13 protein-coding genes are annotated in these 14,643 nt (G+C 40.2%); all 13 read right to left on the reverse strand.

Annotation, left to right across the window (positions count from 1 at the left end; translation table 11 throughout):
- Positions 1-50 precede the first annotated feature (50 nt).
- The 13 genes from CEF16_RS05350 to ymfI all read right to left on the reverse strand — a co-directional run bounded on the left by CEF16_RS05350 (position 51) and on the right by ymfI (position 14,640).
- Entirely contained in the window at positions 51-917 is an 867-nt protein-coding gene (locus CEF16_RS05350; protein ID WP_091580633.1) for a 2-oxoacid:ferredoxin oxidoreductase subunit beta, read from the reverse strand.
- Positions 918-2,657 (reverse strand): 2-oxoacid:acceptor oxidoreductase subunit alpha, encoded by a 1,740-nt coding sequence (locus CEF16_RS05355; RefSeq protein ID WP_091580635.1) that lies wholly within the window; start codon positions 2,655-2,657, stop codon positions 918-920.
- A 253-nt stretch (positions 2,658-2,910) separates the two neighbouring features.
- Positions 2,911-3,171, reverse strand: coding sequence for a stage V sporulation protein S (locus tag CEF16_RS05360; RefSeq protein ID WP_091270499.1), 261 nt, complete (start codon positions 3,169-3,171; stop codon positions 2,911-2,913).
- A gap of 133 nt (positions 3,172-3,304) precedes the next feature.
- A complete protein-coding gene (locus tag CEF16_RS05365; protein ID WP_091580638.1) occupies positions 3,305-4,099 on the reverse strand; it encodes a TIGR00282 family metallophosphoesterase in 795 nt (264 codons plus the stop codon).
- A 141-nt stretch (positions 4,100-4,240) separates the two neighbouring features.
- Entirely contained in the window at positions 4,241-5,809 is a 1,569-nt protein-coding gene (gene rny / locus CEF16_RS05370; RefSeq protein WP_091580641.1) for a ribonuclease Y, read from the reverse strand.
- A gap of 494 nt (positions 5,810-6,303) precedes the next feature.
- Positions 6,304-7,338, reverse strand: coding sequence for a recombinase RecA (gene recA, locus CEF16_RS05380; protein WP_091580646.1), 1,035 nt, complete (start codon positions 7,336-7,338; stop codon positions 6,304-6,306).
- Between the two features lie 297 nt (positions 7,339-7,635).
- Complete coding sequence (locus CEF16_RS05385) at positions 7,636-9,246, reverse strand: DEAD/DEAH box helicase (protein ID WP_091580648.1); 1,611 nt, start codon at positions 9,244-9,246, stop codon at positions 7,636-7,638.
- On the reverse strand, positions 9,243-10,484 hold the full coding sequence (locus CEF16_RS05390) for a competence/damage-inducible protein A (protein ID WP_091580651.1): 1,242 nt from the start codon (positions 10,482-10,484) through the stop codon (positions 9,243-9,245). Before CEF16_RS05390 ends, CEF16_RS05385 begins: the two co-directional genes overlap by 4 nt.
- A 24-nt stretch (positions 10,485-10,508) precedes the next feature.
- Positions 10,509-11,087 carry a CDP-diacylglycerol--glycerol-3-phosphate 3-phosphatidyltransferase gene (gene pgsA / locus CEF16_RS05395; RefSeq protein WP_091580653.1) on the reverse strand — a complete coding sequence of 193 codons (579 nt, stop codon included), beginning with the start codon at positions 11,085-11,087 and terminating at the stop codon, positions 10,509-10,511.
- 171 nt (positions 11,088-11,258) lie between these two features.
- Positions 11,259-12,188 carry a helix-turn-helix domain-containing protein gene (locus CEF16_RS05400; RefSeq protein ID WP_170031622.1) on the reverse strand — a complete coding sequence of 310 codons (930 nt, stop codon included), beginning with the start codon at positions 12,186-12,188 and terminating at the stop codon, positions 11,259-11,261.
- A gap of 16 nt (positions 12,189-12,204) precedes the next feature.
- Complete coding sequence (locus tag CEF16_RS05405) at positions 12,205-12,981, reverse strand: DUF3388 domain-containing protein (RefSeq protein ID WP_091580659.1); 777 nt, start codon at positions 12,979-12,981, stop codon at positions 12,205-12,207.
- A gap of 598 nt (positions 12,982-13,579) precedes the next feature.
- Entirely contained in the window at positions 13,580-13,837 is a 258-nt protein-coding gene (locus CEF16_RS05415) for a DUF3243 domain-containing protein (RefSeq protein ID WP_091580664.1), read from the reverse strand.
- Between the two features lie 83 nt (positions 13,838-13,920).
- Positions 13,921-14,640, reverse strand: a complete 720-nt coding sequence (gene ymfI / locus CEF16_RS05420) for an elongation factor P 5-aminopentanone reductase (protein ID WP_091580666.1) — start codon at positions 14,638-14,640, stop codon at positions 13,921-13,923.
- Positions 14,641-14,643: the final 3 nt, after the last annotated feature.

Below are 14,643 nucleotides of genomic sequence, written 5' to 3' on the forward strand. Positions count from 1 at the left end.
TTAAACAAAAAGGCTTGGTCTATAACGTTAGACCAAACCATTAAATCAGCTTACATAAATTCACTTGCAAGCCGTTCAAATTTCTCCCTGTCAAGCTCTAAATTATCATCTGAAAGCGGAGTTGATTTGTACCCTGGGATTTTATCTTGATATGAAGGCGTTTCTTCATCATGATAAATAAGCCCGGTTACTAATCCATTGTGTTCCATTAAGGTTTGCATTGCTTTATTGCGGTCTGTATGGTCATAATCTTCCACATCACTTAGTTTGGTCAAATTTTCTTTAAACCAATCGTATGTGTTTACTTTATTAAAAGTGACACAGGGACTAAATACGTTAATAAGTGAAAAACCATTATGGTTCATTCCTTGTTCAATTAACGAAGTAAGCTCTTTTAAATCACTTGAAAAGCTTTGTGCCACAAATGTTGCTCCTGCAGTTAATGCTGTTTCCATAGCATTCAAGGACGCTTCAATCGAACCATCCGGAGTGCTCTTTGTTTTAAAGCCGGCATCACTTCGCGGAGATGTTTGTCCTTTTGTCAACCCATAAATTTGATTATCCATAACGATATAAGTCATATCAATATTTCGGCGGATAGAGTGAATAGTGTGGCCCATCCCTATAGCAAAACCGTCCCCGTCTCCACCAGAAGCAACAACAGTCAGATCCCGATTTGCCATTTTTACTCCTTGTGCTAAAGGAAGTACTCTTCCGTGAACACCGTGAAAACCATAAGCGTTTATATATCCTGAAATTCTCCCTGAACATCCGATACCGGTAATTAGTGCAAGCTCGTGCGGTTCAAGACCAACGTTAGCAGCTGCACGCTGGATAGCAGCTTGAATGGAAAAATCACCGCAGCCAGGACACCAATTCGGTTTCACTTTATTACGAAAATCTTTAACTGTAGCCAATTATAACAACTCCTTACACTTGCTGTATATTTCAGCAGGTAAAAATGGATTACCGTCATATTTTAAAATGCTTTCAACTTTCACTCCTGTATTCAGCCGGATAATACTTGCGAGCTGCCCCGTAGCATTATTTTCGATCACTACTGTCTTTTTGGCGCGATGTAATCTTTCCTCAAGCTCTTCTGTTGGAAATGGATGCAAAAGCCGAATATGTGCATGATTAACGTTGAAGCCATCTTCATCCAAGCGGCTGATTGCTTCTTGAATGGCTCCTCGTGTAGAGTTAATTCCAACCACAAGCAAATCAGGCTCCTCATAAGGGTCATTTGTATAAATTGGCTCATCAAATCGATAAGGAACCGTCTCTGTTTTTCTTAAACGTTTATCCATTTGTCTTTGTCTATTTTCAGGTTTTTCAGAAGGCTTTCCTGTGTTATCATGCTCTACGCCCGTAACATGGAAAATTCCATTTTCCATACCAGGTAATAATCTTGTTGAGATGCCGTCTTCTGCTGCAGCGTATCTTTCAAAATATTCTTCTGGCGCCTGCTCTGGCAAATTTGGTTCCTTTTCAAGCTTTCCTCTTCTAATTTGAATTTTTTCATAGTTTAATGGCTCAACGGTTTGTTTTCCTAAGGACAGCGCAAGATCTGTCAGCAAAATAACCGGGCATTGATATTCTTCAGCCATATTAAAAGCTGTTATAGTATCGTAAAAGGCTTCCTGTACAGTGCTAGGCGTAATAACAATTTTTGGAATTTCACCGTGTGTGCCGTATAATATCGCCATCATATCGGATTGCTCCTGTTTTGTCGGAAGACCCGTGCTCGGTCCGCCTCTTTGGGTATCTACAATAACCATTGGAGTTTCGGTCATACCAGACAGGCCAATCGCTTCTGTCATCAACGACAATCCAGGACCAGCAGAAGCTGTGAAAGCACGTACACCAGCGTAATTAGAGCCTATCGCCATGTTGGCTGCTGCTATTTCATCTTCGGTTTGAATGACAGTTCCTCCAAAGTCTGGGAACTTTTTAATTAAGTATTCCATAATTTCAGATGCTGGTGTAATCGGATAAGCTGCCATAAAACGCGAACCTGCTGCAATGGCGCCAAGACCTATCGCATCGTTTCCAATCATAAACATACGTTTTTTGCCATCTGCTTCGTTCAAAAGAAAGTCATCAAGCTGCCCTCCGGCTTGTTGAGAAAAATAAGCAGCTCCTTTTCGAATCGCCTCCATATTTTTTTCAACTACCGCTTCGCCTTTTTTCAAAAAGATTTCCTCTACGACCTCTTGATAATGATCAGCTGAAATGCCAAGAATGGCACTAGATGCACCGACTGCCACCATATTTTTCATCAATGGAGTGCCTAATTCCTTTGCTATTTCTGTAAATGGCACATCGTATAAAGACGCTTTCCCGTCATCAGGAATGGTTGGTTTACATTTCGCATCTGCAATGACAACTCCTCCTGAACGAAGCTCCTGATAGTTGACATCAATCGTTTCCTGATCAAATGCTACTAAAATATCTAAATCATCTGATATTGCATTGATTTGTTTTGTACTTACACGAATTTTATTGTTCGTATGGCCGCCTTTTATACGGGAAGAGAATTGACGGTAACCGTATAAATAATAGCCAAGCCGGTTGAGGGCTACGGAAAAAATTTCACCGGTGCTTTCAATCCCCTCTCCCTGCTGACCTCCGACTTTCCAAGAAAGTTGATCAATCATATGTCTCATCCTTTCGGTTCCTTACCTCTCTATCATCTATTTCTATATGTGTTTGTTTCATATGCAGCATGACGATTATTAACATACACTTTTTCATCGTAGAATGAACCTTCTGAAAAAGCAAGGGAAGAAGACTTTACTTTATTAAAATATTATACCAAAGTATCCTTATATGTTCTATAGGTTTTATTGCACATAAAAACCTGGCTTTGTCGTTGGACAGCCAGGTTTTTGTGTATTACATTTTTCTTCATTAACGGGGCTCTATGATTAACTTAATTGCCGTTCTTTCTTCTCCATCGATTTGAATGTCAGTAAAAGCGGGAATGCAAACTAGGTCAATTCCGCTTGGAGCCACAAACCCCCTTGCGATTGCTATGGCTTTGATGGATTGGTTAAGGGCACCTGCGCCTATTGCCTGAATTTCAGCGGCGCCTCTTTCACGAATAACTCCTGCCAATGCGCCTGCTACAGAATTGGGAGTGGATTTGGCTGATACTTTTAATACTTCCATTTTTAGTACCTCCTTATGTGGGATAATGCCCCTCATTAACTATATTCATGATATCCATGTATATTCCTGCTTATTTGTGTTATATTTTCTAAATTTTCTAATGAATAGCGCAAGGTGCTGAATGGAGATATTATTATTCAAAAAAAGGGTTTTCATCGCTTATTTGAATCCGATCGATTTTTTTAGCACTCCCCGTATTTGAATCTGCTTCTATTAGTATCCCATTTAATTGTTCCCTGCCTTTGGCAACTTCAAACCTAACTGGAAGATTTGTTAAAAATTTATTGATAATATCCTCTCTTTTCATACCGAGTATACCGTCTATTGGTCCTGTCATCCCTGTATCGCTTATATAGGCGGTGCCATCAGGTAATATGCGGTTATCAGCTGTTTGCACGTGTGTGTGGGTACCTGCCACAGCAGTGACTTTACCATTTAAAAACCAGCCCATTGCTTGCTTTTCGCTCGTTGCTTCAGCATGAAAATCTACGAAAATGATAGGGGTCCGCTTCTTTATCTTTTTAATAAGTGCTTCTGCCTTTTTAAAAGGACAATCGTTGGGAGGCATAAACGTACGGCCCATTAAACTGATCACCCCTATTTCTAGATCGTTTACTTTCGTAATAACATATTCATTTCCCGGAGTTTCTTCAGGATAATTTGCCGGTCGTGCCATTAATGGGGCTTCATTAATAAATTCAAAGATATCTTTATTATCCCACGTATGGTTTCCTAAGGTCACCGCTTGTGCTCCTTTTTCTAAAAAACCTTTATAAATTTTCTCTGTAATTCCTTTGCCCCCTGCTGCATTTTCTCCATTTACTATCGTGACAGTCGGTTTATATTTTTTCTTTAGTTTAGGAAGGTATTCATTCACCATATTTCTGCCGGGAGAACCAACCACATCTCCAATAAATAGAATTCTCATATTACGTCTCCTTTTGTATTCCATATATCCTTATTTTTTATTTTATATAATTTGTTTATATCAAAAGTTCGATTAGAAGTTCAAATTTTGAGCAGTGAACGGCTTTTTAGCTTATAAAAATAAAGCGGCGAAATCGCCGCTTTATTTTGCATATTCTACTGCTCGTGTTTCCCGTATCACCGTCACTCTAATGTGACCAGGATAATCGAGCTCTTCTTCAATTTGTTTCGTAATATCTCTGGCCAACCGATGAGCCAATGCGTCATCTACCAAATCAGGTTTCACCATAATTCTTACTTCACGACCTGCTTGAATGGCGTACGTTTTTTCAACTCCATCGAAGGATTCAGCTATTTCTTCTAGCTTCTCTAATCGACGAATGTACGTTTCAAGCGTTTCTCGTCTAGCACCTGGCCGCGCGGCAGATAATGCATCTGCTGCAGCAACTAGGGTTGCGATTACCGAAGTTGCTTCTGTATCTCCATGGTGAGATGCAATACTGTTAATGACAACTGGATGTTCTTTATATTTCTGAGCGAGCTCTACACCAATTTCTACGTGACTGCCTTCCACTTCATGGTCAATCGCTTTACCGATGTCATGAAGAAGCCCTGCTCGTTTCGCTAACTGTTCATCCTCACCAAGTTCTGCAGCCATCAACGCCGTTAGATGAGCCACTTCCATTGAGTGGTTAAGAACATTTTGCCCGTAGCTCGTTCTAAATTTCAATCGGCCGAGAATTTTAATTAAATCAGGATGCAGTCCGTGAATCCCCATTTCAAAGGTGGTTTCTTCACCGTATTCACGAATTAATTCATCTACCTCCCGCCTTGATTTTTCAACCGTTTCTTCTATGCGGGCAGGGTGAATACGTCCATCCTGTACGAGCTTATCTAATGATGTTCGGGCAATTTCTCTTCTAATAGGATCAAATCCTGAGAGAATAACAGCTTCCGGTGTATCATCAATGATTAGATCAATTCCTGTCAGCGTCTCTAATGCGCGTATATTTCTTCCTTCTCTTCCAATAATACGGCCTTTCATTTCATCATTTGGAAGATTTACAACCGAAACAGTTGTCTCAGCAATGTGATCTGCTGCACAACGCTGAATAGCCAGGGAAAGAATCTGCCGTGCTTTCTTGTCTGCTTCACTTTTAGCACGTTCAGTATGCTCTTTCACCATTATGGCCGTTTCATGGTCCAATTCCTGTTGTACATCTCTTCTAATCATGTCTCTTGCTTCTTCACGGGACAATCCTGAAATTCTCTCCAGCTCTTCTTGCTGTTTTGTTAAAATCTCCTCCACTTTGCTGTTATTATCTTCTACCTGTCGTTGTTTGTCGGCGAGAGATTCTTCTCTCTTTTCCAACGATTCTTCTTTCTTGTCCAATGTTTCGCTTTTCCGGTCAAGAATCTCTTCTTTCTGCATTAAGCGGTTTTCTTGTTTCTGAACTTCATTTCTTCGGTCCCGCAAATCTTCTTCTGCTTCTGCACGAAGCTGATGCGCCTGGTCTTTAGCTTCTAGCACTGCCTCTTTTTTACTGGCTTCTGCTTTCCGCTCAGCATCCTCTACGATTTGTTTCGCGGCTTGTTCCGCGCTCGCTATCTTCGCTTCTGCAATAGATTTACGAACAAAATAACCAATCAATCCACTCAAAGCTGCAACGACAACAAGCAAAATGGAGATGAGAAAGATGTTGTTATCCAAGTCTTTTCACCTCCTCTTGCTATCTGGTTGTACCCTTTTTGTTCAGGTCTTTGTGCCTAAAGGGAAACTTGTTTCATTTTTGTTCATAGAAAGCATTACAAACATCTGAATGTTTCTTTGACGTGGTGTCGACCGGTTGCGCCGTCGATAAAAAAGGCTTTATTTCTGTGAAATAAATTTACTAATTTCTCCATTTTAAAAAAGCCTTTTAAAGCAAATACGGTGAACATTCCATGACCCTTTTTCAAGCATCACTCCATTTAATTGTATCCTCCAGTTCTAGACATGTCAAGACTTCCCAATGGCTCAAACCCTTGGCCGTAAATGGATTGCGAAGATTTAGATTACATGGCTTTAAGGACAAAGGTTCTCCGTAAAAATAATCGCTGCTAAACTGTACGTTTATAGCTGAAGTTTTAGCGTAAACCATACATTATTCTTTCTGCGTTTTTAAAAACCACCCTTTTCGTAATAAAAGGGTGGTATAATCCTTCTTATTCTTCTGTATCTACCAGCAGTCCTTCTTCTTCTTGAGATTGAATGGCATCAAGGTTATAGTGCTCACGGATGCTTTCTTCAATTGCAGCAGTCACTTCTTTGTGTTCCTTTAAGTATTGCTTAGCATTTTCTCTGCCTTGTCCTAAACGGTCTCCATCATAGGAATACCAAGCTCCGCTTTTTTGCACAATGTCGAGTTCAGAAGCAATATCAAGGATAGATCCTTCCCGTGAGATTCCTTCCCCGTACATGATGTCCACCTCAGCCTGCTTAAACGGAGGAGCCACTTTGTTCTTCACGATTTTAATACGAGTTTTATTTCCTACCATTTCATTTCCTTGTTTGAGTGTTTCAGCCCGGCGAACTTCTAAGCGGACAGATGAATAGAATTTTAAAGCACGGCCGCCTGGAGTAGTTTCAGGACTACCAAACATTACACCGACTTTCTCACGAATTTGATTAATAAATACAGCAATCGAATTGGATTTGCTAATCGCTCCTGACAATTTACGAAGAGCCTGTGACATCAACCGAGCCTGCAAACCGACGTGGCTGTCGCCCATTTCCCCTTCAATTTCCGCTTTTGGCACAAGGGCGGCAACGGAGTCAACAACAATAATATCGACCGCACCGCTTCTTACAAGTGCTTCCGCTATTTCAAGCGCTTGTTCTCCTGTGTCCGGTTGTGATAATAGCAGTTCATCAATGTTTACACCTAAATTTTGGGCGTAAGATGGATCAAGAGCGTGTTCGGCATCGATAAAAGCCGCCTGACCGCCTTTACGCTGGACTTCCGCAATAGCGTGAAGTGCTACAGTCGTTTTACCGGACGATTCCGGGCCATAGATTTCTACAATTCTGCCACGCGGATATCCGCCCACTCCAAGGGCAATATCAACAGCCAAAGCGCCGCTTGATACGGTGGAGACTTTTCGTTCGGCCTGTTCTCCAAGCTTCATAATCGAACCCTTGCCAAATTGCTTCTCAATATTTCTAAGCGCCTGATCCAGCGCTGCTTTTCGTTCACTCATTTTATCTCTCCTTTTTATTGCCAAACTCCAACTGTCCAATTGGTCTTGTTTCCCCCGAAAACAAGAAGAGCATTCTTACCTCATATTTAAAACGCCTTGACAAAAGAAAGACCGTTTTGTTTTACCACCTATTTCATCATACCTTGTTTTATTTCATTTGCCAATAGTTTTACGAACATTTATTCGGTTTTTTAGTCTATAATTCCTGTACTGGTATTGATAAGATTATAACTCTGCTATGTACGCATTGAAAAACTGTTCAAAGGAATTTCCTCTGAACAGTTTTCATGCCTGGTTCTATTTAGTTGAACGCGGTTTTGATGGAGAAGAGCTTCTTTTCGGACGCGGTTTTGCTGGTTCTAAATTAACACGCGCGCCATTTATACGCGAATAACGCAGTGCTTCATAAACAAAAGGTGCAACTTCTTCTGGAACTTCTACAAACGTAAATTTTTCAAAGATATCAATGCGTCCTACTGCTTTTCCAGGTATGCCGACTGCATCTGAAATTTCTTCAATCAAAACTTTAGGACTCATATTAACATTTCGTCCAACATTAATAAAGAATCGAATCATTCCTTTTGCGCCGCCGGTTTCTCCAAAATTATAGCCGTCATCATTTTCCCCGATAGCAGTCGAGAAATTCATTTTCATTAAAGAACGAATAATGTTTTTTGGATCATACTCTGCTAAAAGTTCATCTGCAAGATCATCAAAAAGTGATAATTCCTGCTCATCTTCGAATTGGTCAATAATAAGATTTTTCCATGCTTCTTGCTGTTTTTCCACGACTTCTTCAATAGAAGGTACACTCTTTGTTGGTATAGACATCTTTATCTCTGATTCGATTGAACGAAGGTGTTTCATTTCTCTTGGTGTGACAAGAGTCAAGGCTTGTCCTGTACGGCCGGCTCTTCCTGTACGACCGATACGGTGCACATAACTTTCCGGGTCTTGCGGGATATCATAGTTTATAACGTGACTGACATTTTGTACGTCTATTCCGCGAGCGGCTACATCAGTTGCTATAAGTAATTCAATTGTACTTTCACGGAATTTTTTCATGACAGCATCACGCTGGGACTGAGTAAGATCTCCATGAAGCCCATCTGCTAAATACCCTCTCGCTTGCAGCACTTCCGTTAATTCTGCTACTCCTTTTTTTGTGCGGCAGAAAATAATGCCAAGCTCCGGGTCCTGACTGTCTAAGATTCGGCACAAAGATTCTTGTTTGTTGCGTTCAAGCACCTTGTAATACCATTGATCAATAGAAGGAGCAGTTACTTCGCTTTTATTTATAGAAACAGTTGCCGGCTTCACCATATAACGTTTAGAAAGCTTACGAATCGCTGGAGGCATCGTAGCTGAGAAGAGAAGTGTCTGTCTATCAACATTAATTTGTTTTAAAATGGTCTCAATATCTTCAATGAAGCCCATATCAAGCATTTCATCTGCCTCATCAAGAACGACTGTTTTTACGCGGTCAAGCTTTAATGTCTTCCGTCTTAAATGATCCTGCACCCGCCCTGGAGTACCAATTACAATCTGTACCCCTTGCTTTAATGCTTTAATCTGATGTCCAATCGATTGTCCGCCGTAAATAGGAAGTGTACGAATATTTAAGTATTTAGATAGTTTTTGCAGTTCCCCGGACACTTGTATAGCAAGTTCTCTTGTCGGAGTTAAAATCATAGCCTGAACGTGCGTTTCCTTTGTAATTCGATTGATCAGCGGAATCCCGAATGCGGCCGTTTTCCCAGTACCAGTTTGCGCCTGGCCAATTACATCTTTTGATTGCAATATTTCAGGAATTGCTTTTTCCTGAACGGGAGAAGGTTCTTCAAACCCCATTTCCCGAATCGCTTTTTTAATTTCATCTTTTACATCAAAATCGTCAAAGTACGTCATTTGTTTACCACCTTTTCCTTCAGTAAAAACCAGCAGCCGTAATAAACTGCTAAGCGGCGAATTTGTTCACGGCTCCCAGCGAGATTTAATTCATGAGATGTCACTCCATGTGGTCCGGCAATTCCAATCCACACTGTACCCGGTAACTTTCCTTCTAAAGCGCCTGGTCCTGCTGCGCCAGTAAAACTAATGCCTATGTCTGTCTGATACTGGAGGCGGACCTTCTCTGCCATCGACTCGGCACATTCCTTACTTACCGTTCCGTATGTATTCATCAAATCATTGCTTATCCCTAACACCTTGTTTTTCACTGATTGAGAATACACAGTGGAGGATCCTTCGAACATTGCCGAAGCTCCGGAAACATCGACAATATGCTTGGCAAACCATCCGCCAGTTAAACTTTCCGCAGCAGCCAGAGTTATTTTTTGGTCACCGAACCTTTTTACAACTTGTACAGGCAATGTCTCATTTTCTCTGCCGTAAATATATTTTCCCACTCTGAGTTTAATCTGGCTTTCTATATTATCTAATAAGTCATCTGCCACAGAACGGGTATTTGCTTTTGCTGTAAGTCGGATTGTCACTTCCCCGTCAGAAGCTAGCGGCGCAATAGTCGGGTTCGTTTGTGCTTTTATAAGATCTATCAGTTCTTCTTCAAGTCTGGATTCTCCTATATTGAAAAAACGAAGAACTCTAGATAACACTAAAGATTCTCCAGACATTTTTTTTAATAAGTAAGGTTTCGCTTCGTTTTCATACATGTGTTTTAATTCACGAGGAGGTCCCGGCAGAAGAATGAATAAAGTTCCTTTGTATTTATCTGCCATACCACAGGCAAGTCCGGCTCTATTATAAAATACATCACTGCCTTCTGTATAGTGAGCCTGCTTTTTATTATTTTCAGACATAACTCTTTTTCTTTGTTTAAAAAACTGTTTCATGTTATCAAGAGTAGGTTCATGATACATTAAGCGCTTACCTGTCAAATCGGCGACAACTTCCTTTGTAAGGTCATCTTCGGTTGGTCCGAGACCGCCTGATATAAATACAACATCCACTCTTTCGCAAGCTTCTTCGAGCACTGATTTCATACGTGGTTTATTATCACCCACAACTGTATGCCTGTAAACATTTATACCAACGGCAGCCAGCTCCTGTGACAAAAATTGTCCATTAGTGTTCGCTATTTGACCTAGAAGAAGTTCTGAACCTACTGCGATAATTTCTGCATTCATTTTTCCACCCCATTCAACACTTCATTACATCGAATGCTTGAAAATATGCTTGTTTTTCAAAAAATAATCAACACCTGATATTATCGTCAATACAACAGCAATCCACATAAGAATCATTCCTAATGGAATATTTAGGATGGCAAAAATAAGACCATCTAAAAGAAGAACAGCTAGGGCAGTCATTTGAAAAACTGTTTTCCATTTACCGAGATTGCTCGCTGCAATAACTTCTCCATCAGAAGCAGCGACGAGCCGAATTCCTGTTACTGCGAATTCTCTGCTTAATATGACAATGGCCATCCAAGCTGGAAGTATCTGCAATTCAATTAAAGTCAGCAATGCGGCGGTTACAAGTAATTTATCAGCCAGAGGATCTAGGAATTTACCAAAATTACTGACTAAGTTGTATTTTCTTGCATAATAACCGTCCAGCCAATCAGTAGAAGCGGCAATGATAAACATAATAAAACCTGCTGCATGCGTGACGGGAAGTGATATCCCGCTTATTTCAATACTGCCCATTGATAACGGAACGAGCATAAATATCATAAAAATCGGTATTAAACATATACGTGCAATTGTTATTTTATTCGGCAGATTCATGGTTTTCCCTCGTTTCTAATGCTCTATGCTCCCCTAGACGTCATTGTATCACACAATACACATACCGAGGAAAGGAAATCAATTTGAACCATGTTCATTAAAGAAGGCAGGAGAAGGATGGAAGTTTTAAAATGAATGGAAAAATCCCCGGAGTTTACCCCAGGGACTACATTATTCAGCTTGCTTATCGAAAATAAGGTGCTGATGAACCGCTTCGGAGGGGTCAATCGGATATTCAATAACTTGTCCATTAAAACGAACGGTAACGGCTGTGGTATTTCCAATATTTAATTTCACATAATCTTCATCACTGTAATCAAGTTCTACAATATCGCCTTCTGAAACACCTGCAAAATCTTCAAGAATAGTACCATTTTTATCTTGGGCATCCAGGTAAGAGTCTCCCGAAAGCTCTAATTCAATCATCATATCCTCTGAACCTGATACATCAAAAGTGGACCGGCGATTGTCTGTAGATAGGAGCTCTGGTTCCTCATTTTCTGCTTCTTCTGTTTCATCTTCTTTTTCTTCAGATCCGTTTTTATCTTCCTTCGTTTCACTGCCGTCTTCGGTTTGTTCCTCTTCTTGTTCTTCTTCTTGTTCTTCTTCATTGCCTTTATCTTCGTCTGATGTACCCATATTATCATTAGAATCAACTTCAATGGATGGGTCATCTTCCGGAGATACACCGCCCGGATTGCCGCCGCCAGCTCCTTGTACAACCAGGTAGACTCCAGCAGCTACTACAATAAAAAATAAAATGCCCATTAATGCAGGAAAAACATTTGATTTTTTTTCCTTCTTTTTTTGTACATTTGGTCTTGCCCGTTCCGCTCTAGAAGGCAAATCTGTTGCCTGCTGCTTTGGCTGCGGAAGTTCTCCTCCATATGTCTCAAAAATATCATCCGGGTCAAGTGCTAACGCTTCTGCATAACTTTTCACAAAAGCCCGCGTATAAAATGCTCCGGGAAGAGCTTCGTACTTTCCATTTTCAATGGCTGATAAATATCGTTTTTGTATTTTTGTTATCTCTTGCATCTTTTCAAGCGAAAGTTCTTTTTCTTCTCTTTTCGTTTTTAAAAATTGACCAAGCTCTGACACTATTAACACCTACCACCTAACTGATATCAAAAGAAGAAAAACCTGATTCTACCACTTCATATGTGATCTCCTCTTTTTCGTCATTTCTTAATTCAATTATACAATCAAAATCATCAAGCGTATAAGAAGACTCTCTTACAAATATATCAGGGTGTTCCACCACTTTTACGGCAGGGAGCCTTAAAATATCGTCCACTAACATTCTATGTTTTTCTGTAGCTCTCATCATTGAAACAATTCCATCAATAATGTAAATATGTCCTTCTTCGAGCTCATCATCAGCCAATTGATTTCGTACGGTCTGTCTAAGAAGCGTTGACGATATAAAAGACCACCGTTTATTAGCGCAGACGCTGGCAGCTACTAAAGATTCTGTTTTTCCTACCCTCGGCATCCCTCGAATACCAACGAGATAATGACGATCTTTTTTAAACAATTCTGCCATAAAATCAACGAGCAGGCCAAGTTCATCACGAACGAATCGAAATGTCTTTTTGTCGTCCGCATCTCGTTCTATGTAACGGCCGTGCATAACCGCCAGCCGATCACGCAGCCTCGGTTCTCTCATTTTTCTTACGGTAATATTATCAATTGTGTCAAGAATGGAACGAAAACGGGTGATTTGATCATCATGCTTACTTCGAATAAGCATACCTCGCCGGCTGTCTTCTACACCATTAATGGTAACAATATTGATTGAAAGCATACCTAGTAAGGAGGATATATCCCCAAGAAGGCCTGGACGGTTTTGATGGATTTCATACTCTAAATACCACTCTTTTTTTTCTTCCATCCTTCTTTCACCTCTTCTTACAGATCTTTCTTTTCAGATATTTGTCATTTTACGCTATTTTTCTCTATTTGAACAGAGTAATAAACTGATTTTCAAACTATTGTACTTGCAATTTTTTTCGAAAAACTCGGCTTGACGCCGAGTCCTTTATGGGCGGAAGGCTTAAATTTACTTATACTATGATCTTTTAACAAAGTTAAACATTCCTGGTGTATGAAATAATAGAATGGCCAAAATGCTCTGGAATTGAGGTGAGATCGAAATATTCCTTGGAGGCCTATAGACCTCGAACTTTAGCATTGTCCACCTCCTCCTGCAAATGCGAATTGTACGTTAACTTTACGTCGTACTCTATGCCAGGATGCACTTTCTGCAGAATGAAAACGAGGCTTTTCCACTTCAGGTCCGAGAAGGTGTGGTTAATGACATAACGTTCCCTGTCAGTTGCTTCCTTCCAATCCAAAAATTGAAATGGATTGGTGGTAGGTGTATTTCCTATACCCAAAAAACGAAAAAAACTATTTGACATTGTACGCTAAAGTATAAAAAAGAAAAACTGTCCCCCTTATTAAGAAGGACAGCATCGGTCTTTGCAGCATTATTGAGAGGAGTTCGACTGTACCATTTTAACCATTATATTGGCAATTGCATGCTGCTCCTGCTCATCAGCTACCTTCCATAGATCAGCTAATACTCGTTCTTGTTCATTTTTAGGATCTACGTTGTTTGCAAGATATTCTCCTACCTCATAAGCTATGTCAGAAGTAACATTTTCTGTCATACCGTCTTGCTTGGCCTGCTGAAGTCTTCCATCTAAGAACTGTTTCCATTGATCCCAATTATCTAATACAGACATGTAATTCCCTCCTTAAAGGTGTCATCATATTTTAAGATGCTCCGGCAGGAGGAAAATTATGTGTTGATAAAAAGAAAATTATTTTACCAGCCACCATTTATATCAAGAACATGACCATTTATATAACTAGCTTTGCCGCTCGTTAAAAATGTAACTGCTTCGGCTGCTTCTTCAGCATATCCGAAACGCCCAGCAGGAATTTCGTCTTTTAAAGCTTGCATGTCACTTTCTGAAAAACCTGACATCATAGGGGTATCAATTACACCTGGAGCAAGTGCGTTTACACATATGCCAGATCGGGCAGTTTCTTTGGCAAGCGACTTCACAAACGTATTTAAGCCGCCTTTTAAAGCAGAGTAAGCCACTTCCATCGCTGCCCCGCGCTCTCCCCAAATAGAAGATATCATCACAATTTTTCCTTGTTTGTTAGAAATCATAGCTGGCAGCAATTTCTTGGTTAACAACATGGCATTTAATAAATGAAGATTGGCCAGTTCATAAAGCTCTTCTTCGCCAATATCCTGAAAAAAACCATAATGCTGGATTCCACAATTATATATGAGCGTATCTACAGGGGAGTGCAGCTGTTTAAAAAGCTTATCAGCCCCTCCTTTTTTTGAAAGGTCACTCATTACTAAGAATACAGGTACCTCAAAAGTTTCACATTTTTCTTTTAAAAAAATGGCATCCTGTTTGGACTTATTATAATGGAGAAACAACGGTTTTCCTTCAGCAGCCATTTTAAGAGCAACAGCTCTGCCGATAGCACCGCTAGCCCCTGTAATTAATGTAAACCGTGACATCTT

The organism is Alteribacillus bidgolensis (assembly GCF_002886255.1).
GTDB classification, from domain to species: domain Bacteria; phylum Bacillota; class Bacilli; order Bacillales; family Marinococcaceae; genus Alteribacillus; species Alteribacillus bidgolensis.